Raw genomic sequence first — 20454 nt, 5'->3', positions numbered from 1 at the left:
CATTTGCTGCGGACTGGAATAGTTGCTCTCGTCGTCCTAGATTCTGGACACATATGAAGGGAGCGCACATCATGACCTACAGCAAGAACCCGGAAGCGATTGCCAGGCTCACGCCGGAGCAATATCGCGTCACGCAGGAAAGCGGCACCGAGCGCCCTGGAACCGGCGAATATCTTTATAACAAGGAGCCGGGAATCTATGTCGATATCGTCTCGGGCGAACCGCTCTTCGCCTCCGCCGACAAATACGAGTCCCATTGCGGCTGGCCCAGCTTCACAAAGCCCATCGAACCCGCCAATGTCATGGAACTGACCGACGTGTCGCATGGCATGGTGCGGACGGAAGTACGCTCGGCCCATGGCGACAGCCATCTCGGTCATGTCTTTCCTGATGGACCTGTGGACCGCGGCGGCCTTCGCTATTGCATCAATTCCGCATCGCTCCGGTTCATTCCGAAGGACCGGATGGAAGCTGAAGGATATGGTCAGTATCTCGATCAGGTCGAAGATATCGGCTGAACGGAAGGTCAGATCAAAGGGCCGCGCGAAGTATTTGAAATAAAATTCGTGCGATATGAAATTAATCCGGGTCCGGATTAATTGATCCACAGCCATTCCCGGCGCCTGAGAAGTAAGACTTCTTTCTGTCGCAATGATCACTAATCTGATCCCGCGCACCGCTCCGGCGGAATCAGGCAAATGCGCAGCCTCGGTATGATTATGCTATCACCACACATACCGAGGCTTTTTTGGGGCTTTCCAGCGATTTCGCCCGGTTTTCCGCCGCCCTCCTGCGAATTGCATTCTCCCGCCAAGGGGTGAACCGGGCATGGCAACGGTTGCATTGATTGCATGAATTCCATTGCAAATAGCGGGCAATTATATTCAATATACTGTCCCGCTGTTATTGAATGATGGTTTTCGATCACGCAACATTTTGGGAGGCGGCTTGGATAGTGCGGTTGAGGCCTACCGGATCTATTCCGAAAGGGAGTGCGCGGAAGCGCCGGCGCTCGACTGGCCTTATCTCTGCGCCTTGCATCTGCTCAGGAAACCTGTCGGGAACGCCATTTCGGAATTTCTCGCCGTCGTCGGCCATGCATCGCAGGCCGACCGGGCGTGGATGATCGAATATGCGCCCGATCTTCTGCGGTTTCGCAATACGCATGAATGGTGCAAGGGCAGTACGGTGCCCTATATTTCGGAGCTTCAGGAGGTTCCCACCACGCTGATTGCATGGCTGCACCGCTATCTGACCAAGGGACAGGCCGTCGCGGTTCATGATGTCCGGGGGTTGCCGCGCACTGCCCGCGCCCTTCAGGCGGAGTTCTTGCGGCAGGGAAATCAGAGCATTCTCAGCATTCCGCTCTTTTATGGCGACCGGCTGCGCGGGATCATCGGATTCGATACGACTGTCGAAGCCAGACGCTGGTCGCGGGCCGAGATCAAGGCCATGTTCCAGTGCGCAAGCCTGATCGCGCAGGCGAAATATGCGACGCCCCAAGACGTGCCCCTTCCGCATGAGGAACCCGACCCGACTTCGGTGATCTATGTCAGCAAACGCGGTGTCATGCGCGGAGTTTCGCCGGAGGAGATCATCGGCGTCCGGTCGGCGGGCAATTACAGCGAGATATGGCTTGGCGACGGTTCGACGGTTCTCGATTCCCGGCCGCTCGGTATATGGGCAGGCATTCTTCCGGCAAGCATCTTTTTGCGCATTCACCGCACGACATTCATCAATGTCCTGCACGTATCCGACATAGACAGAAGCATGATCGACAAATGGCTGGTCAGGATGCGCGGCGTCGAACAGTCGTGGCCGGTTTCACGATCCTACCGGAAGGCCCTGAGGGAGCGATTGGGCTTCTAGCCTTTATTTTGCCATGTTTTAGTCCGCTCGTCGCCACAAAATCCTATGCAGAAAGCGCAGGGTTTCTGTCCGAAAGCATTGTTTCGATGCTGAATGGGTGAAAATCCCGGTTTTGCCTCAATCTGAAAACGGCGTTTACGACAGGTCGAGATGCGCCTTGAGCGGCATGTCGTCATGCACCGGAACGGTCTGCCTTTCGATCATGCGATGGACCAGCGGCGGCTTGTCTCCCTTGTGCAAGGCGAGCAGCCTTTCTGACACTTCCGCATCGGCATGGGTGCGGCGCTGGTTGTGACGGACATACTCTACCCAGGTCGGCACGTGATAGCTTTCCGTCCAGGTTTCGGGATTCTCCAGATCGCGCAGCAGCACCCATTGCCGGGCACCGTCGCGGATACGCATGCGCCGCCGCAAGGCCATGGCCGAAAGGAAGGCTGGAACGTCTTCCTGCGCGATCTTGTAGTCGACCATGATCATGATCGGACCGCTGCGCGAACGAAGATCCAGCCTAAGCTGCGGCTCGCTGAAACGGTTGAGCGGATCGAGATTGAGGGATTCAAACTCGGGCTGCGGCAGGAGAAGTCCGATCACTGCGCCGAAAACGAGCACGACGGCGGCAGCCAGAAGCGCGCCCGGCACGCTATATTCATCCGCCACGGCACCCCAGAGCCAACTGCCCGCCGCCATTCCGCCGAAGGTGGCCGTCTGGTAAAGCGCCAGAGCGCGCCCCACCACCCAGCGCGGCGTGGAAAGCTGCACGGTGACGTTGAAGAGCGACAACGCCAGAACCCATGACACCCCGGCAGGCAACAGGAAGATGCAGCTGAGCCACACGTTCCGGCTGATCGACAGCAAGCCACAACTGACCGCGAAAGCGATGAAAGCGCCGCGCACCAGCCATTCATTGCCGAGCAGTTCCCGAAGCCGGGCGCTGAGCAACGCGCCACCGATGGCGCCAAGCCCGAAGAAGCCCAGCATGATGCCGTAGGTAAGCGCTGTTCCGTGCACGAGATCGCGCGCAACCAGCGGCAGGAGCGCCAGAATGACGATCGCCGACAGGCCGAACAGAAAGCCCCTGAACATCACTTTCAGAAGGTTCGGCGACATGGCGACGTAGCGCAGCCCCGCCACCATGGCCGGTCCCAGAGTTTCGCGCGGCAAGGTGGATTTGACCGTTTCGGGCTTCCACTGCCACAGCGCCAGAATGAGCGCGCAATAGCTGAACGCATTGAAAATGAAGGCAAAAGCCGCACCCGCCGCCGCAACGATGATACCGCCGATAGCGGGACCGATGCTGCGCATGAGATTGAAGCTCATGCTGTTGAGCGCCACTGCTGCAGGCAGATCGGCGCGGGGCACGATGTCGCCCATCGACGCCTGCCATGACGGATTGTGCAACGCACCGCCGCAGCCGATCAGGAAGGTGAAGCCGAGCAGCATCCAGGGCGTGAGAATGCCGAGATAGGCAAAAGCCGCCAGCGCGACCGAAATTATCAGAAGCAAGACCTGCGCGGTCAGCATGATGCGGCGGCGGTCGAAATTATCGGCCAAGGCCCCGGCTGCGACCGAAAAAATCATCACAGGCAAGGTTGTCGAAGCCTGCACCAGTGCAACCATGTCGTCCGAATGGGCGATGGTTGCCATCATCCAGCCAGCGCCGACCGTCTGCACCAGACCGCCGAGGTTGGAAACCAGTGTAGCTGACCACAGCGCCCGGAATGTTTTGTATTGAAAAGGCGCGAGGGGGGACATTCTCTGCGGCACCGGACGACCTCCCGTTCCATCTGCCTGATTAAGGCGATACGTGAATCTCTCCCCAGGGACAAGGGGTTAAAACCAAAACCGGCTTAGAACCTCTCCTTCGCCGGTTCATCCACGCGTTTCATTCGCCGATTGACTCCATTTCCCGATTAGGTAGACTGGTCTACCTATTAAATTGGGCGATGCAAGATGGGCGATTCCGTAACGACAAGTTCGAGACCGGCACGCGAGCGGCTTCTGCAAGCGGCGGCGGAGCTGTTTTACGACGAGGGCATTTCGGCCACCGGCATCGACGCGATCATCCAGCGCGCAGGCGTGGCGAAGCAGAGCCTCTACAACAACTTCGCATCCAAGGCGGAGCTGGTGGCCACATATCTGGAACACCGCCACGCCGAATGGCTGGACCTCTATGAGAAGCGGTTGGAGAAGGCAGCAGGCCCGTTGGACGGGATACTGGCGGTCTTCGATGCTTATCGCGATCACGCGGAATTTGCCTATGAACACGGGTTTCGCGGCTGCGGTCTTCTGAATGCGGCAGCGGAACTGCCCGCTGGCGATCCGGGCCGCGAGGCGGTGAGAAAGCACAAGGAAGAGGTCGAGGGCCTGCTTGTAACGCACCTCACCGGCTTGATCCCCGACGATCCGCCACGGGTAAGCCAGCTCGCCGTGCAGCTCTCCTTCATCCTCGAAGGAGCGATCATGCGGGCCGGGCTTGAGGGTAACAGTGCGCGCCTGGGCGAAGCCAAGGCGATGGTCGCAACAGTTTTGAAGTCTTCATAAATGCAATCATCGAGAAGCTACTTTCTGGGAGTGACTGCGATCATCGCCGCTTCCACCATCTGGGGCACGACCGGCACGGCAGCGACTTTCGCGCCGGAAGTCGGCGCGGCTGCAATCGGCGCCGCCGCCATGGGGCTTGGCGGACTGGCACAGGCCGCGATTGCCTGGCGCGGCATCATCGCGTCGCGAAAGGCGCTTGCCGATCAATGGCGCATCCTGATGCTCGGCGCGGTCTGCGTCGCCATCTATCCCCTCGCCTTCTATGCCTCGATGCGGATGGCTGGGGTGACCATCGGGACGGTCATCTCGCTCGGGTCCGCCCCTTTGCTTTCCGCGGGAATCGAATACCGGCAGAGCGGCTTTCGCCCGTCATTGCGCTGGCTGGCCGGCGCGATTGTCGGCATTACCGGCATGGTCCTGCTCAGCATATCGGAAGATGGCGGCAGCCACGCCGTGTCCGCTGAAGGCTCGCCGCTCATCGGCTCCCTGCTTGGCCTCGTGGCAGGCTTTACCTATGCGCTTTATTCCTCCTGCGCGCGCCAGCTGATGCAGGGCGGCATATCGTCGACAACCGCCATGGGCGCGACCTTCGGCATAGGCGGCGTTTTGCTGATGCCGGTGCTGATCGCAACCGGCGGCCCATTTCTCGCCTCATGGAACAATGCGGCTGTCGGGCTATACATGGCTTTCGTGCCGATGTTCCTCGGCTATGTCTGCTTCGGGTACGGCTTGAGCCGCGTCGAAACAAGCGTTGCAACGACGATCACCCTGTTTGAGCCGGTTGTCGCCGCGTTCTTCGCGGTGGTGATCGTAGGAGAGCGGCTGTCCGCCCTCGGCTGGTTTGGCGTCCTTCTGGTCGTCATCTGCCTCGTCTGCATCACCATGCCAGCCCGCAGCCGGAAAACGCAGCTGGAAGTGCCTGAGCCATCAACCTGATGCGCTGGCGCATGATCGGAGCAGGATCACAAATCAGTCCGGCGGACTGATTTCCCTGCGTAGGCGTTTCACACTTTTCGGGATGCGTCTTGTTTGTATTGATGCGCATCTCATCCGAAAACCGTTTCACACTTTTCGGGATGCGCTTTTCAGCCAGCCCTTCACGGCCTCCACGGATTCAGGATGGCGCGGCTTTCGCAGCGAAACCGCGTAGAAGTCCGCGCCGACCCGCAGCTCGGTAGCCAGCGCCTGGACGAGACTGCCCGCGGCAATTTCCTTTTCCACGAAAAAGCGGCTTGCCAGCGCCAGCCCGTGCCCGGCGATTGCCGCATCGATGGCAAGCGAAGTTTGGTTGAAGCGCGTATTTTTCGGTGAAGCCGACACGCCGCCGGGAAACGCCTTCTCCAGATATCTCGGCCAGAAATTATGCGCATCGTGCAGCAGCGGATAGCGCTGCAGATTTTCCGGCAGGCCCGCATCGCCCAGCCTCTCGACCAGAACCGGACTTGCGACGGCAACGATCACGTGCTCGAAAAGCAGCTCCGCATTCAGCCCCGGGCCGAAAGGCGGCTCGCCGTAGCGCACCGCGAGATCGACGGCATCTGTCTGAAAATTGGCGACCTTGTCGCTGGCGACAATGCGCAATTCTATATCGGGATGCGCTTGCGTAAATTCTGCCAGTCGCGGGATAAGCCATTTCGAGGCGAAGGTTGGCGTCACGCTGATAGTCAGGTGCTGCGGCTCGGGGCGCAGCATCTCGGTCGCCTCCGAAAGCAGGTCGAACGCCCGCCGCACGCTGGCGATATAGGCGCGGGCCGGTTCTGTCATGACCAGCGTGCGGGGCTGGCGTTCAAAGAGTTTCAGTCCAAGCTCCGCCTCAAGGCCGCGTATCTGCTGGGCCACCGCCGCCTGCGTCACGCCAAGTTCCTCCGCCGCCAGACGGAAATTCAGATGCCGCGTGACGACTTCAAATACACGCAGGCCGTTGAGCGAGGGAAGTCTTTTCATGAACTTATCCGATAGATTTTCTATTGCTTGACGTTACGCATTTTCGTTCGTCAGGATAATGGTTCTCCGTTATAAATGGAAGGAACGGTTATTGGCGGTTGCCGTCTCGGGCAGCATTTCCCGGAAAGGAAAGCATCATGACAGTAGAAAAAGTAGCGATTGTGACGGCTGGCGGAAGCGGCATGGGTGCCGCCGCTGCGCGCAGGCTGGCGCAGGACGGTTTCAAGGTTGCGATCCTTTCGTCCTCCGGCAAGGGCGAGGCATTGGCGCAGGAACTGGGCGGCATCGGCGTCACCGGCTCGAACCAGTCGAATGAGGATCTGAAGCGGCTGGTGGATGCGGTTGTTGAAAAATGGGGCCGTATCGACGTGCTGGTCAACAGTGCAGGCCACGGACCGCGCGCGCCCATCCTCGAAATCACCGATGAGGACTGGCACAAGGGAATGGACACCTATTTCCTCAATGCGGTTCGCCCGGCCCGTCTGGTCGTGCCGACGATGCAGAAGCAGAAATCCGGCGTCATCATCAATATCTCGACCACATGGGCATTCGAGCCGAGCGCCATGTTCCCGACTTCGGCGGTGTTCCGCGCCGGGCTTGCCTCCTTCACCAAGATTTTCGCCGACACCTATGCGGCCGACAATATCCGCATGAACAATGTTCTGCCGGGCTGGATCGACAGCCTGCCCAAGACGGAAGAGCGCCGGGAGAGCGTTCCGTTGCAGCGCTATGGCAAGAGCGAGGAAATCGCCGCGACGATCTCCTTCCTCGCATCGGATGGCGCCGCCTATATCACCGGGCAGAACCTGCGGGTGGATGGCGGATTGAGCCGTTCAATTTGATTGGTGTTTGAAACGGTCGGCCGGCACATGGCGGCGACCGTTTCCGACGAACTTTTCAATCTTATCTGACGCTTGGGGACGCTTAACCTGACGCTTTGGATTTTTTCCGCGTCTTCTTGGCTTGATTATGCGCGATGGCAGCGTGAACGAGCCCGATGAAGGCGTCCTCATCGACCGTTTCGCCCTCGCTTATATCGAGCGCGCGGCGCGTATTGCCTTCAAGACTGGAATTGAAAATGCGGGCCGGGTCATCCAGTGCCGCTCCATTGGCGAAGGTCAGTTTCACTACTTTCTTGTAAGTCTCGCCGGTGCAGATAATGCCGTCATGCGACCAGACCGGAACGCCGCGCCATTTCCATTCCTCGACCACTTCGGGGTCGGCCTGCCTTATGAGCGCGCGCATTCTGGCAAGCGTCTCGCCGCGCCAGTCGCCGAGTTCGGCGATGCGCCCGTCAATCAGCCTGGACGCCTCGTTATCGTCTGCCATGAAGTCCCTCCCGTGGCATAAAGGTGTAAATTCGCCAGTCCGGCATCACGGATTTGTATCTACATTTTCTCGCCCGGCAAGCGGCTCGCCTGCCTGATCCAATCGGCAAGCTGGGCTTCGTCCACCTCGTCATGCTCGCGGATGTGGAAGTACCGCGTGTCCTTGCTTCTGGATTCGACCGGCGGCATGGGCGTCAGCTTCGCACCGCGAAAGAACGCAACCTTGATATATTTCTCGTAGCAATGATAGCTGAGGAACCAGCCCTCTCCCTTCAAACCGTAGAGGGGCGAATTCCATTTGACCGCTTTATGGACATCGGGGACCGTGCGCACGATCAAGGCATCGAGGCGGCGGCCTGCCGCGCTTTTCCAGCCCGGCATGGCGGCGATATAGGCCCGCACCGGCGCGTCGCCTTCGCCCTTGGCGATCTGCGGATTGCCGCCCGATAGAAGTACCGGACCGTCAGGTTTCTTGTCGGTCATGAATTCCTCGCTGCCCGCCTCTGCCGCCGCCACCCATGAGGGAACATACCATAGCCGCCAGTCCGTGACCAAGTCCGGCTACGGGACGGCCCGGTCGAGCCTTCTGTCGGCGCCTGATTGCGCAAGGGCAGCGAGCGCCATGCCCATCGGCAAAGCGGGGGCGAACAGGAAGCCCTGCCCGCTGTTGCAGCCAAGCTTGCACAGCATGTCGCGGTCGTCTTCCGTCTCGATCCCTTCGGCGGTTACCTTGACGCCAAGCGCATCTCCCAACGCGACCATAGCCCGCACGATATGCTGGTCGCCTTCCGATTCCGCGATGCCGCGCACGAACACCTGATCGATCTTGATCTTGTCGACGAGACCTTTTTTCAACGAAGCAAAGGTCGCAAAGCCGGTGCCGAAATCATCCAGCGCGATCGAAACGCCAGCCTTCGACAACGCGTCCAGGCTGTCATTCATCCCTCGCTGGTCGAAGGGGGCCTCTTCCGTAATCTCGATTTCAAGCATGGAAATCGGCAGGTCGCGTCTTTCCATATGGGACAGGATTTCATGCGGAATGCGCCCGCCGGCCATTTCGCGCGGCGACAGGTTCATGGCGACCGTCAGATCACAGCGCCCGCTGTCGGTGAGCTTGTCAATCATCTCGCAGCAATTGAAGAACACATTATGCGTAAGCTGGCGCACCACGCCGACTTCACAGGCAACATCGATGATTTCCGGCGGGGGAATTGTGCCATGCTGCGGATGGTCCCAACGCAGCAAGGCCTCGAAGCCGATCATGCGACCGCTGGAAAGTTCCACTACCGGCTGGAAGTAGGTTTGCACCTGCCCGGTTTCGATTGCGATGCGCAGATCACGCTCGATGCTCTGCTTGCGCTCCCATTCGTGCTGAAGGCGCTTCTCGAAAAAGTAATATTCGTTGCGGCCGCGTTTCTTGGCCGCATAAAGCGCGAAATCGGCACGCAGCAGCATTTCGACCGGATCGAGGCATTCCAGCCGGCAGATGCCGACGCAGGCGCCGATTTCGACCGACAGGATGCCCTCATAATGGGCGCTCAGGCTGCCGATGATGCGCGCGGCGATCAGCCCCGCCTCGATTGTCGCCGACGGTTCGGGATAGACGAGAACGAATTCGTCGCCGCCGATGCGCGCCAACACGGACCGCTCGGGTGAAATCTGCCGGATACGCTGCGCGATGGCGACGAGGAGATCGTCCCCCACCTTGTGTCCATAGGTATCATTGACGGATTTGAACCCGTCGAGATCGATCAGCATGACGATGAAAGGGCCATCCTCGACAGGCAGCCGACGGATGGAGGTTTCCAGCCCGCGCCGGTTGAAGAGGCCGGTCAGCGGGTCTTCCTGCGACTTGAGCGCCATCTCGTCAGCAAGCTGCTTGGCCTCGTGTTTCAGCCTGCTTGTCTGGATGAAGCGGTGCTGCCCCAGAAGCGCGCCCCGCGTGAGCCCGCACCAGAACAGAACGACGGATACAGCGATCACGCCATATTGCAGGTCGGCTCGCATGGCCAGGCACACCACCGTCACGACGAGCGGCGGGGTAATGAAATTGATCGCAACCGAAGCATAGGACGAACCATAGGTGACGGCGCCCGCGCAGATACCGGCAAGGATGACCAGATAGACCGGCGATTGCGGGTCCGCGAACCCGCTGGAAAGCACCGCAACGCCGGACCAGACCAAGCCGGACAGGGCAGCAAGCAGCTGGAACCGCCTGATCTGGCGCTGCAAATCCGCGACCTGCTCAATCGGCACCTGACGGCGGTTATGGGCAATTGCCTCGAAGAAACGCAGCGCATTGATGAAATTGACCAGCGCGAACCAGGCAACTGCCTCCCAGAAATGCCCCGCGGCGACCTGCACCACCAGAATGAGCACCGAAAGAACCGTGCTGATGGGCATCGAGAAGCGTGCCCCCTCGCAGATCTCCCCGAGCTGGTCCGCAAGTATCTTGTCGGCTATCGGACTGTCGTGACTGCCATATGCCGACCTGACCAGTTGAAGCCAATATGCAGTTTTCGACCCCATCGATACGCAACCATCAGCCAGAGCACGTTCAGCTTTTTCTGATCAGGACGCCCCCGTGTTCCCGGCCAAAAAGGAATGGCAGCAGACCCGCCTCCCAACTGATAACTATAACATGCACTTTATCTGAAATGCCAATGGCCAGCCGTTCAATCGATACAATTACTTCGGCGGATGGGGCATACCACCCGGCATTGCCCCGTCCTGCAAGTCCTGAAAACACTTATTGATGGCCCGGCTTACTCGGTCGCCGGTTCTTCCGCCGTCAGCAACAGCTTGTCGATGCGGCGTCCGTCGAGATCGACAATTTCAAACACCCAACCGTTCTTGACGAAGGTTTCGCCCACATCCGGCAGATGCTTCATTTCCTCAAGCGCCAGCCCGGCCACGGTGTTGTATTCCGCGTCCTCATCGATGGGGAAACGCAAAAACTCCGAAAATTCGTCAATCGGCATCCAGCCGGAGACGAGATAGGAACCATCCGCCCGGCGCACGATCGCCTTTTCCTCGACATGGTCCTCTTCCTGCATGGCGCCGATAATGGCCTCGATCACGTCGCCCGCAGTAATCACGCCTTCAAAATGGCCGTATTCGTCGTAGACGAGCACCATATGGGTTGGCGTGCCGCGAATGGCTTCCACCACGTCCAGCGCATCGGAAAAATCCGACACGACGGGGACGTCCCGGACGATCTCGCGCAGATCGACGCTGCCCCTGGAGGACAGCTGGTTGAAGAAATCGCGCACCTGCAGGACACCGATCACCTCGTCGGAATCTTCGCCGCGCACTGGCAGCCGTGAACGGCTGGTATTGTGCAACTGCTGGCGGATTTCATCGAAACTGTCTTCTATATCGACCATTTCGACGTCCATGCGCGGCGTCATCAAGCCGCGCGCCGTGCGGTCTGCAAGGCGCATCACGCCTGCGATCATGCGGGATTCTTCGGTCTCGATCACGCCAGCGCTGTGCGCCTCGGCAAGAACGGACTTGATCTCCTCATCGGTCACGCCATCGCTCGACTTGCCGGACTGGCCGAGCAGCTTGAGGACCAGACGGCCCGATGTATCGAGAAGCCAGACGAGCGGCGCCGCCATCCGGGACAAAAACGTCATCGTCGGGGCGACGCGGCTTGCAACCGCCTCCGGTGCGCGCAGCGCAATCTGCTTCGGCACGAGTTCGCCGATGATCAGGGACAGATAGGTGATAACCACGACGACCGAGCCGACGCCAAGCGCATCCGCAAGCGCCGGCGACACGCCTTGTCCCAGAAGCCAGCCCGACAGGCGCGCACCCAATGTCGCTCCGGAAAATGCACCTGACAGAACGCCGACCAGCGTAATGCCGATCTGGACGGTGGACAGGAAACGGCCGGGATTATCGGCAAGCTCAATAGCCATGCGGGCGCCGCGGCTGCCCTTGTCGGCCATTACCCTCAGCCGTGCCGGTCGGGATGAAACCACTGCGAGTTCCGACATGGCGAGAACGCCGTTGAGGACCGTCAACAGCACGACCGTAATTATTTCAAAATACAAAACTTCCCCTCAGGATCAGATCATCGGTATATAATGATAGAAAGGAACGCCCCCTCTTTCCAGAGGCGGCCGCATAAAATACCAAGCTACTGTCAGATTTGCAGTAATGATGCGTTTTCTTCTGCTCCGCTTCCGCCCCGGAACGGAAACCCCTTATCTCCGTTCCGGTAAATGATTCATGAGGCAGATCGAACGGCTGCCCCCCTCTGGTCAGGCCAATTATCCCGCTCATTGGGGTTTTGACGGCGGCATTTCCCTATAACGTGGGATTTGTGTCGTTCCCGCAAAATTGGCTTGACCAGAAACCTGCTGCCTTCTACTTCTTCTATTGATAGGTGATGAAACTTTGCGCGAGGGAGGAAGCGCGATGGGAGGATTGCCGTCAGCGACAGCGCGCGCGGATGCCGCGCCTGTATTGCTGAAGCTGGATTCAGTTTCCAAGGAGTTTCCGGGCGTCAAGGCCCTGTCGAACGTCAGCTTCGAATTGCGGGCGGGCGAGGTTCATGCTGTCTGCGGCGAGAACGGCGCTGGCAAATCGACCCTGATGAAAATCGTCAGCGGCGTCTATCAGCCGGATGGGGGGACGATCCATTATCGCGGCCAGCCGGTCCGCTTTGCCTCCACGCTTGAATCGGAAGCCGCAGGCATCGCCATCATCCATCAGGAACTGAACCTCGTTCCCCACTTGAGCGTTGCCGAAAACATCTATCTTGCGCGCGAGCCAAAACGCGGTTTCTTCGTCGACCGCCGCAAGCTGAAGGAGGACGCGCAGCGCTGCCTCGACCGGCTTGGCGTCAAGATCGACCCGTCGACACAGGTGCTGAACCTGTCGGTTGCCCAATGCCAGATGGTTGAGATCGCCAAGGCCCTGTCGCTCAACGCCTCCGTCCTCATCATGGACGAACCGACCTCATCGCTGACCGAGCAGGAAGCGCAGCTTCTGTTCAGGGTCATCCGCGAATTGAAGGCGCAGGGCACCGGCATCGTCTATATCTCCCATCGCCTCGATGAAATGGCTGAGATTGTCGACCGCGTCACCATCCTGCGCGACGGCCGCTATGTCTGGACCAAGGATTTCAACAATGTCACCGTCGATGAAATCGTGGCTGGAATGGTCGGGCGCTCGCTGGACGAGAAATTTCCAGAACCGACGCGAAAGCCAACGGAAGACGTGATTTTCTCCGTTGCCGGGCTGACGAGAAACGGCATCTTCGAGAATATCAGCTTTGAACTGCGGCGCGGCGAAATCCTCGGCTTTGCCGGGTTGATGGGCGCGGGACGGACCGAAGTGGCGCGCGCGATCTTCGGCGCCGATCCGCACGATGCCGGAACCATCGTGCTTGAAGGCGATACGCTTTCCGTCGCCAGCCCGCGCGATGCCATCGAGGCAGGCATCGCCTATCTGTCGGAAGATCGCAAGGCGCAAGGACTGGCCGTCAAGATGCCGGTCGACGCCAATCTGACGCTCGCCAATATGGAAGCCGTCAGCAGTTCCTATGGCGTGATCGATTTCGAGCGCCACCGGCAGGCAAGCCAGCGCTATGTCGACCTTCTCAATATCAAGACGCCGGGACTGGCCCAACCCGTTCGCCTGCTGTCAGGCGGCAACCAGCAGAAGATCATCATCGGCAAGTGGCTGTTCCGCGAGCCGCGCATCATGTTCTTCGATGAACCGACGCGGGGCATCGACGTAGGCGCGAAATTCGCGATCTACCAGATCATGGACGAGCTGGCGGCAAGGGGCATCGGCATCGTGCTGATCAGCTCGGAACTGCCGGAAATTCTGGGGCTTTCGGACCGCGTGGCGGTCTTTCACGAGGGGCGCATAACCGCGGTCCTCGACACGGCTGCGACAACGCAGGAAGAAATCATGACCTATGCCTCCGGGCGGGGCCGGCAGGACAAATGAGGACGCAGTAATGGCCGAAATCACCACGGACAAGCCCCAGCAGACGGCAAAATCCAAAGGGCTCAGCGACCGCCAGAAGGACATCATCCAGAAGTTTGCGGCTGTCGGCAGCCTGATCATTCTGGCGGCGATCTTTTCCGTCACCAGCAGCGCCTTCATGACCGTTAACAATGCGATGACCATCGCCTTGCAGGTGACGTCCATCGCGCTTCTCGGCATCGGTGCAACCTATGTCATCATCACCGGCGGCATCGATCTTTCGGTCGGCTCCGTGCTGGCGCTTGCCGGTGTTGTGGCCGCGCTTGCGGTCAAGGAGCTGTCGCTGCCGATCCCGCTTGCCATGCTGCTCGGCATATTGACGGGATCGCTCTGCGGCCTCATCAACGGTTTCGTCATCACCAGGCTCAAGCTGCCACCCTTCATCGCCACGCTTGGCATGATGCTGATCGCGCGCGGCGTCGCGCTCCAGATCACGGGCGCGCGCGCCGTCTCCGGCCTCGGCGAAGCCTTCGGCGTGCTCGGCAACGGCTCGCTGTTCCGCATCGAGAGCATCGATGAACAGGGCTTTCCGGTCGTCACCTTCCCCGGCATCCCCTACCCGGTGGTGCTGATGATCGTGATCGCGATTGCGGCAGCGCTCGTGTTGAACCGCACGGTGCTTGGCCGTCACATCTATGCCATCGGCTCGAACGCCGAGGCAGCCCGGCTTTCCGGCGTCAATGTCGCTCGCGTGACGGCCTTCACCTATATTGTTTCGGGAACGCTGGCAGGGCTTACGGGCTGCGTTCTCATGTCCCGCCTCGTGACCGCCCAGCCCAATGAAGGCGTCGCCTACGAGCTCGACGCCATTGCGAGCGCGGTCATCGGCGGCACGTCGCTCATCGGCGGCGTCGGCACGATCTCGGGCACGTTCATCGGCTCGTTCGTCATCGGCATCCTGCGGAACGGCCTCAACATGAACGGCATTTCCGCTTTCACACAGCAGATCATCATCGGCCTCGTCATTCTTGTCACCGTATGGATCGACCAGATGCGCAACCGCCGATGAGAGGGGAGACGGAATGCGTCAGGCATTCCGGCAAGGGTAGAGCCAAGAGCTCGATAACAGGAGGAAAACATGCGTAAACTGGTGTCTGCATTGATGGCTTCGGCCTTTGTGCTTGCAGGAGCGGCAAGCGCTTCGGCGGGCGAAATCGCCGTTATCGTGAAGACCGTGAATTCGACTTTCTGGCAGAACGTCCAGAAGGGCGCCGAAGCTGCCATGAAGGAATCCAAGGATCACACCATGACCTTTCAGGGTCCGGCAGCTGAATCGGCCATCGCCGACCAGGTGAACATGGTGGAAAATGCCGTCAACCGCAAAGTGGATGCGATCCTGCTTGCTCCGTCCGATCCGGACGCGCTGACGCCCGCCGTGAAGAAGGCATGGGAAGCCCGCATTCCGGTCGTCATCATCGACTCGCAGCTCGCCGATGGCGCGGACAAATATTACCAGTCATTCCTCGCCACCGATAACCGCAAGGCCGGCGAAGCCGCAGCCAGGGCGCTGATCGACAAGGCAGGCACGACCGGCAAGATCGCCGTCATGTCCTACGTCGCAGGCGCAGGTTCCGAAATCGGCCGCGTCGGTGGTTTCGTGGACTACATCAAGGCCAATTCCAAGCTGGAAGTCGTCGGCCCCTATTACTCGCAGTCGCAGATGGCAACCGCGCTCAACCAGACCACCGATGTTCTGGCGGCCAATGGCGATCTCGTCGGCATTTTCGGCGCCAACGAACCGACCGCCATCGGCATGGGCCGCGCCATCAAGCAGGCAGGCAAGTCCAGCAAGCTGACCGCCATCGGCTTCGACGGCAATCAGGACCTGCAGGAATTCGTCAAGGACGGTACGCTCAACGCCATCGTCGTTCAGGGTTCCTACCAGATGGGCGAAAAGGGCATCGAAACCTTGTTGAAGGTGCTGAACAAGGAAAAGGTCGAGAAGTTCGTCGATACGGGCGCTGTTGTCGTCACCAAGGACAATATCGACCAGCCGGAAGCCAAGAACGTGCTTTATTAAGCCACAACAGCTTAAAAATATAAAAGGGAGGCGTAGTGCCTCCCTTTTGTTTTTGCACATTATCAAACGCAAAACCGCTTGGCACGTTTGCTGGAAATACTCTGTTAGCGACCGTTCTGTTCGCGCCAGTTCTGGAACTTGCGCTCGGTCTCTTCCTTCGTGCACGGATAAAGGCCGACAATGGTGGCGCCGTTCAGCACCTCTTCCAGCACGAAATCCTCATAGGTTTCCATGGCTGTGCATTCGGTGGCAATTTCGTCGGCAAGATGCGCGGGAATGACCATGACGCCATCGGCATCGCCGACCAGCACATCACCCGGAAACACTGCCGCATCGCCGCAGGCTATCGGCACATTGATGTCCACCGCCTCGTGCAGCGTCAGGTTGGTCGGCGCGGAAGGCTTTGCGCAATAGGCAGGCATATCAAGCTCGCCGATGCCGCTCACATCGCGAAAGCCGCCATCCGAAACAATGCCAGCCGCGCCGCGCAGGGCGAGCCTTGTCACCAGGATCGACCCGGCGGTCGCCGCGCGCGCATCCTTGCGCGCATCCATCACCAGCACGCAACCGGGCGGGCATGTTTCTATCGCAACGCGCTGCTTGTGGTCTGGATTGCGGAAAACCGTGATGGGGTTGCGGTCCTCTCGCGCCGGGATATAGCGCAGTGTGAAAGCCTGACCGACCATGTTCTCGCGCTTGCGAGCCACCGGCAAAACGCCTTGAATGAACTGGTTGCGCAGGCCGCGCTTATAGAGCGCGGTCGCGACGGAAGCCGTCGAAACCGCCTTCAGCTTCGCCCGCGTTTCGTCGGAAAGCACATAATCTGACATCGAAGCTGCCTCTCAATAGATGACCGGTTCGTCGACGGGACGGCCGAAATCGGTTTTCAGGAAGTCGAAATCGCAGCCCTTATCGGCCTGCTCGACATGCTTGGAGAACACGAACCCGTAGCCGCGCTCATATTTGGGCGGCGGTGCCCGCCAGGCGGCGCGCCGCGCCGTCAGTTCCTCATCCGAAACCAGCATGTTGAGACTGCGGCCCGGAATGTCGAGTTCCACCATGTCGCCGGTCTTCAAAAGGGCGAGCGGCCCGCCGATGAAGGATTCCGGGGCGACATGCAGAACGCAGGCTCCAAAGCTCGTTCCCGACATGCGCGCATCCGAAATGCGCACCATGTCGCGCAGGCCAAGCTTAAGCAGTGCCTTAGGCATGGGGATCATGCCCCATTCGGGCATTCCCGGCCCGCCCTGCGGACCCGCATTGCGCAGCACCAGAACCGTGTCCGGCGTCATCGGATAGTCGGGATCATCGATGATCTTCTTCAGGTCGGGATAGCTGTCCGCGACGAGCGCCGGTCCCTTGTGGCGGTGGAAGCGCGGATCGCAGGCCGCAGGCTTTATCACCGCGCCATCGGGACAGAGATTGCCTTTCAGCACCGCGAGCGACCCCTCGTGATAGACGGGATTGGACAGCGGACGGATCACGTCCTCGTTCCAGATTTTGACATCCTCCAGACCGTCGGTCAGCGGCTTGCCGGTTACGGTTATCGCGGAAGGATCGAGCTTGTCGCCGAGCTGCTTCATCAATGCCCGCAGCCCGCCCGCATAAAAGAAATCCTCCATCAGATAGGCGGTGCCAGACGGCCTGATATTGGCGATCACCGGCGTCGTGCGCCCGATGCGGTCGAGATCGTCCAGTTCCAGCGGCACACCAGCCCGCCGCGCCATCGCGATCAGGTGAATGATTGCGTTTGTCGAGCATCCCGTCGCCATCGCAACCGTGACCGCATTGGTGATCGCAGCGGGCGTCATGATCTTTTGCGGCGTCAGGTCTTCCCAGACCATCTCCACGATGCGGCGACCGCATTGCGTGGACATGCGCTGGTGATTGGCGTCGGCAGCCGGAATGGACGACGCGCCCGGAAGCGTCAGGCCCATGGCTTCGGCAATCGCGGTCATGGTCGATGCGGTGCCCATCGTCATGCAATGGCCGTAGGATCGGGCGATGCCGCCCTCGATCCCCTGCCATTCCTCCTTGGAAATGGTGCCTGCGCGGCGCTCATCCCAATATTTGAAGCCGTCCGTGCCGGAGCCCAGATATTTACCGGCATAATTGCCGCGCAGCATCGGGCCCGCAGGCAGGAAGATGAACGGCAGGCCCATGCTGACCGCGCCCATGACGAGGCCCGGCGTGGTCTTGTCGCAGCCGCCCATCAAAACCGCGCCATCGATTGGGTGCGAGCGCAGCAGTTCCTCCGTCTCCATCGCCAGCATGTTGCGGTAGAGCATGGTGGTCGGCTTCACGAAATTTTCCGACAGCGACAATGCAGGCAACTCCATCGGGAAGCCGCCCGCCTGCAGGATACCGCGTTTCACCCACTCCACCCGATCCTTGAAATGCATGTGGCACGGCTGCGCCTCGGACCATGTATTTATGACGGCGATGATCGGACGGCCTTCCCAGTCGACCGGATCATATCCCATCTGCATGGTGCGCGAGCGATGCCCGAATGAACGTTGATCATCGGGCAGCATCCAGCGCGCCGAACGCAGATCACCATAGGTCTTTCTGGTCATTTCATACCTTCCCGGTCAAAGCGCATCCCGAAAGCGCGAAACGGCTTTCGGGAGAAATACAAATGTTTGGAAATATGCGGGCGGTCATGTCACACACCCCTCATCCGGCTGACTGCTGCTCCGGTAACAAAAGCCTCGGCCAGAAACACGCCGCCCGACAGGGGCGCTGCGTCCAGTGCCGCGCCCGGCACCTGCCGATGCGAAGTGATGGCCAGAAGTGTCAGGCCCGGCCCGCAAAAACAGGGCATTGTCGGGGCTGGGACCGGGACTGGAATCTTTTCCAGCAGATTGCCGTCACGGTCGAAGCGGTTCAGGACACCCGCCGATACGCCCGCGCTCCAATAAGCGCCCCCGGCATCGCAGGCCCCGCCATCCGGCCTGCCGCCCTGCTCATCGAGATCGCGAATGCGTTGGCGCCCGCCGATGTTCCCTGTCTGCGGGTCGAAGTCGTAGCGGTCGATCCACGGCCCGCGTGAATCCGTATGAAACATGGTTCTGCCATCCGCCGTCCAGGCGAGGCCGTTTGAAATCTTGAAGCCCTCAGCCTTCACGGACGCATCGCCATCCCCTGTCACCCGATAAAGCCGCGATATGGGCTCGCGCTCGGGACGGCCATCCATGCTGCCGACCCAGAACGCACCGTCGGGTCCGACTTTGCCGTCATTGAGGCGGGACGTTGCAGGCTCATCAAAGGCGGACCATAACGCTTCCTGACTGCCGGTTTCGGGATCGAACAGCACGATCTCGCGCGAAAGCGCCACAACAAGACGCCCGCTTTCGGTCAATCCAAGGCTTGCTACCTGACTTGCGAAGGACCACTCGCGAAGCGGACCCCGGTCAATGTCGATTTCATATATACGCCGCCCCTCGATGTCGCAGGCAAAGAGCGTTCCCCTGCGGTCATCCCAGACCGGGCTTTCCATCAATTCCCCGCGCAGATCGGCTATGCAGCGAAACCGTCCCATCATTCGGCCTCCGTCTTTCGCCTTATGACGTCAGGGTGATCGAGCACGAAACCGGAGAGTTCCAGTCCAAGGCCCGCGCCTTCGAATGGATAGATCACGCCTTTTTCGATGCGCGGCATCACCGTCACCAGATCGCGATACCAGGACGTGTAATAGGCGCGGACAGACTCCTGATAGATCGCGTTTGGCGCATTGAGCGACAGGTGAATGGAAGCGGCAAACACCACCGGGCCAGTACAGTCATGCGGCGCGATGGGACGCTGGAACGCCTCGGCCATGGTGGCGATCTTCTTGGCTTCGGAAAGCCCGCCGCACCATGAAATATCGAGCATCACATAGTCGGAAGCATCGGCACGCAGCACATCGAGAAACTGTGCGCGCGTCGCCATGGTTTCGCTGGCGCAGACCGGAATGCCGGACTGGCGCGCATAGACGGCCAGCGCCTGCGGGTTCATCATCTTGATCGGGTCTTCCGACCAGAAGGGCCGGAAGGCTTTCAGCTCGCGCGCGATGGCCAGCGCCGATGTCAGGTCCCACATGGAGTGGAACTCGACCATGATTTCCATCCGGTCGCCAACCGCATCGCGTATCTGGCGGAACGGTTGCAGCGCCTTGTCGAGATCGCCCGCGTGGATGAAATTCCCGCCGGAAGCGACGGCAAACGGATCGAAAGGCCAGATTTTCATGGCCGTTATGCCTTCCGACAGAAGGCTTTCGGCAAGCGCGCCCGCATCCCGGTGAAAGGCGAGCTGATCCTCGTATGGCCCCTCCTTCGCCTCGTCGGCATCGCCGATATAGCGGCGCGCGCCGCTCTTGTTATAGGTGTAGCCGGCGCAGGTATTGTAGGTGCGGATCGATTGCCGCGACAGGCCGCCCAGCAACTGGTGGATCGGCTGGCGGGTCACCTTGCCGAAAATATCCCATAGCGCAATGTCGATTGCCGAGGCGGCGCGGATCTCCACGCCCGAGGAACGAAAGCCGACATAGGGCTCCAGCAGCAGCTTGGAGATACGGTCGATCTCCAACGGGTTCTGGCCAAGGAGCAGCGGCGCAACATCGCTGTGGATATAGGCTGCTACCGCATTTGCCCCACGAAATGTCTCGCCAAGCCCGACGATACCTTCGTCGGTGTGAACCTGCACCCACAAGATGTTGTTGAGGTGCGGAAGCTGCACCGTTTCGATTGCGGTGATTTTCATCCTGTA

Annotated in this window: 18 protein-coding genes; 8 read left to right on the top strand and 10 right to left on the bottom strand. The window is 59.9% G+C overall.

Annotated features, from left to right (window positions below):
* Positions 1–71 precede the first annotated feature (71 nt).
* A complete protein-coding gene (gene msrB / locus J9800_RS00600) occupies positions 72–518 on the top strand; it encodes a peptide-methionine (R)-S-oxide reductase MsrB (protein ID WP_114215235.1) in 447 nt (148 codons plus the stop codon).
* Positions 519–948: 430 nt separating this feature from the next.
* The gene (locus J9800_RS00595) at positions 949–1869 is read left to right on the top strand and encodes a LytTR family transcriptional regulator DNA-binding domain-containing protein (protein WP_114215148.1); all 921 of its coding nucleotides are present in this window, start codon (positions 949–951) and stop codon (positions 1867–1869) included.
* Positions 1870–2004: 135 nt separating this feature from the next.
* Here the strand turns inward: J9800_RS00595 and J9800_RS00590 are convergent, their stop codons facing one another.
* Positions 2005–3633 (bottom strand): MFS transporter, encoded by a 1629-nt coding sequence (locus J9800_RS00590; protein WP_112588806.1) that lies wholly within the window; start codon positions 3631–3633, stop codon positions 2005–2007.
* Positions 3634–3819: 186 nt separating this feature from the next.
* Here J9800_RS00590 and J9800_RS00585 point away from each other — a divergent pair, with 186 nt between their 5' ends.
* Positions 3820–4410 (top strand): TetR/AcrR family transcriptional regulator, encoded by a 591-nt coding sequence (locus J9800_RS00585; protein ID WP_114215149.1) that lies wholly within the window; start codon positions 3820–3822, stop codon positions 4408–4410.
* Positions 4411–5346 carry a DMT family transporter gene (locus tag J9800_RS00580; protein ID WP_114215150.1) on the top strand — a complete coding sequence of 312 codons (936 nt, stop codon included), beginning with the start codon at positions 4411–4413 and terminating at the stop codon, positions 5344–5346.
* 126 nt (positions 5347–5472) lie between these two features.
* Here the strand turns inward: J9800_RS00580 and J9800_RS00575 are convergent, their stop codons facing one another.
* The gene (locus J9800_RS00575) at positions 5473–6354 is read right to left on the bottom strand and encodes a LysR substrate-binding domain-containing protein (RefSeq protein ID WP_114215151.1); all 882 of its coding nucleotides are present in this window, start codon (positions 6352–6354) and stop codon (positions 5473–5475) included.
* A gap of 137 nt (positions 6355–6491) precedes the next feature.
* Here J9800_RS00575 and J9800_RS00570 point away from each other — a divergent pair, with 137 nt between their 5' ends.
* Positions 6492–7196, top strand: a complete 705-nt coding sequence (locus J9800_RS00570) for an SDR family oxidoreductase (RefSeq protein ID WP_114215152.1) — start codon at positions 6492–6494, stop codon at positions 7194–7196.
* Between the two features lie 82 nt (positions 7197–7278).
* On the opposite strand, the gene J9800_RS00565 is transcribed toward J9800_RS00570, so the two are convergent.
* The 4 genes from J9800_RS00565 to J9800_RS00550 form a co-directional block, all read right to left on the bottom strand.
* A complete protein-coding gene (locus J9800_RS00565) occupies positions 7279–7683 on the bottom strand; it encodes a DUF1801 domain-containing protein (protein ID WP_114215153.1) in 405 nt (134 codons plus the stop codon).
* Positions 7684–7742: 59 nt separating this feature from the next.
* Positions 7743–8165, bottom strand: coding sequence for a DUF1801 domain-containing protein (locus J9800_RS00560; RefSeq protein ID WP_114215236.1), 423 nt, complete (start codon positions 8163–8165; stop codon positions 7743–7745).
* Positions 8166–8243: 78 nt separating this feature from the next.
* The gene (locus J9800_RS00555; RefSeq protein ID WP_114215154.1) at positions 8244–10211 is read right to left on the bottom strand and encodes a putative bifunctional diguanylate cyclase/phosphodiesterase; all 1968 of its coding nucleotides are present in this window, start codon (positions 10209–10211) and stop codon (positions 8244–8246) included.
* 236 nt (positions 10212–10447) lie between these two features.
* Positions 10448–11740: a hemolysin family protein gene (locus J9800_RS00550; RefSeq protein WP_114215155.1), complete on the bottom strand. Its 1293-nt coding sequence runs from the start codon at positions 11738–11740 to the stop codon at positions 10448–10450.
* A 367-nt stretch (positions 11741–12107) separates the two neighbouring features.
* Between J9800_RS00550 and J9800_RS00545 the strand changes: the two genes are divergently transcribed.
* From J9800_RS00545 to J9800_RS00535, 3 genes are all read left to right on the top strand, one after another.
* Positions 12108–13649 carry a sugar ABC transporter ATP-binding protein gene (locus J9800_RS00545; RefSeq protein WP_114215157.1) on the top strand — a complete coding sequence of 514 codons (1542 nt, stop codon included), beginning with the start codon at positions 12108–12110 and terminating at the stop codon, positions 13647–13649.
* Between the two features lie 10 nt (positions 13650–13659).
* Positions 13660–14697, top strand: a complete 1038-nt coding sequence (locus tag J9800_RS00540) for an ABC transporter permease (RefSeq protein ID WP_112588788.1) — start codon at positions 13660–13662, stop codon at positions 14695–14697.
* 69 nt (positions 14698–14766) lie between these two features.
* Positions 14767–15708: an ABC transporter substrate-binding protein gene (locus J9800_RS00535; RefSeq protein WP_114215158.1), complete on the top strand. Its 942-nt coding sequence runs from the start codon at positions 14767–14769 to the stop codon at positions 15706–15708.
* 104 nt (positions 15709–15812) lie between these two features.
* On the opposite strand, the gene J9800_RS00530 is transcribed toward J9800_RS00535, so the two are convergent.
* The 4 genes from J9800_RS00530 to J9800_RS00515 form a co-directional block, all read right to left on the bottom strand.
* Positions 15813–16538, bottom strand: a complete 726-nt coding sequence (locus J9800_RS00530; RefSeq protein WP_114215159.1) for a ribonuclease activity regulator RraA — start codon at positions 16536–16538, stop codon at positions 15813–15815.
* Positions 16539–16550: 12 nt separating this feature from the next.
* A complete protein-coding gene (gene araD, locus J9800_RS00525) occupies positions 16551–18284 on the bottom strand; it encodes an L-arabinonate dehydratase (protein WP_114215160.1) in 1734 nt (577 codons plus the stop codon).
* 89 nt (positions 18285–18373) lie between these two features.
* A complete protein-coding gene (locus tag J9800_RS00520; protein WP_114215161.1) occupies positions 18374–19252 on the bottom strand; it encodes an SMP-30/gluconolactonase/LRE family protein in 879 nt (292 codons plus the stop codon).
* Positions 19249–20448, bottom strand: coding sequence for a mandelate racemase/muconate lactonizing enzyme family protein (locus J9800_RS00515; protein ID WP_114215162.1), 1200 nt, complete (start codon positions 20446–20448; stop codon positions 19249–19251). Before J9800_RS00515 ends, J9800_RS00520 begins: the two co-directional genes overlap by 4 nt.
* Positions 20449–20454 lie beyond the last annotated feature (6 nt).

It is taken from the genome of Ochrobactrum sp. AP1BH01-1 (assembly GCF_018066705.1).
Classification (GTDB): Bacteria; Pseudomonadota; Alphaproteobacteria; order Rhizobiales; family Rhizobiaceae; genus Brucella.
This window is presented reverse-complemented; position numbering and strand designations above follow the sequence as displayed.

Coding starts and splice junctions, on each gene's coding strand:
- msrB (WP_114215235.1), top strand. CDS start 72: ATGACCTACAGCAAGAACCCGGAAGCGATTGCCAGGCTCACGCCGGAG.
- J9800_RS00585 (WP_114215149.1), top strand. CDS start 3,820: ATGGGCGATTCCGTAACGACAAGTTCGAGACCGGCACGCGAGCGGCTT.
- J9800_RS00580 (WP_114215150.1), top strand. CDS start 4,411: ATGCAATCATCGAGAAGCTACTTTCTGGGAGTGACTGCGATCATCGCC.
- J9800_RS00575 (WP_114215151.1), bottom strand. CDS start 6,354: ATGAAAAGACTTCCCTCGCTCAACGGCCTGCGTGTATTTGAAGTCGTC.
- J9800_RS00570 (WP_114215152.1), top strand. CDS start 6,492: ATGACAGTAGAAAAAGTAGCGATTGTGACGGCTGGCGGAAGCGGCATG.
- J9800_RS00565 (WP_114215153.1), bottom strand. CDS start 7,683: ATGGCAGACGATAACGAGGCGTCCAGGCTGATTGACGGGCGCATCGCC.
- J9800_RS00560 (WP_114215236.1), bottom strand. CDS start 8,165: ATGACCGACAAGAAACCTGACGGTCCGGTACTTCTATCGGGCGGCAAT.
- J9800_RS00555 (WP_114215154.1), bottom strand. CDS start 10,211: ATGGGGTCGAAAACTGCATATTGGCTTCAACTGGTCAGGTCGGCATAT.
- J9800_RS00545 (WP_114215157.1), top strand. CDS start 12,108: ATGGGAGGATTGCCGTCAGCGACAGCGCGCGCGGATGCCGCGCCTGTA.
- J9800_RS00540 (WP_112588788.1), top strand. CDS start 13,660: ATGGCCGAAATCACCACGGACAAGCCCCAGCAGACGGCAAAATCCAAA.
- J9800_RS00535 (WP_114215158.1), top strand. CDS start 14,767: ATGCGTAAACTGGTGTCTGCATTGATGGCTTCGGCCTTTGTGCTTGCA.
- J9800_RS00530 (WP_114215159.1), bottom strand. CDS start 16,538: ATGTCAGATTATGTGCTTTCCGACGAAACGCGGGCGAAGCTGAAGGCG.
- araD (WP_114215160.1), bottom strand. CDS start 18,284: ATGACCAGAAAGACCTATGGTGATCTGCGTTCGGCGCGCTGGATGCTG.
- J9800_RS00520 (WP_114215161.1), bottom strand. CDS start 19,252: ATGATGGGACGGTTTCGCTGCATAGCCGATCTGCGCGGGGAATTGATG.
- J9800_RS00515 (WP_114215162.1), bottom strand. CDS start 20,448: ATGAAAATCACCGCAATCGAAACGGTGCAGCTTCCGCACCTCAACAAC.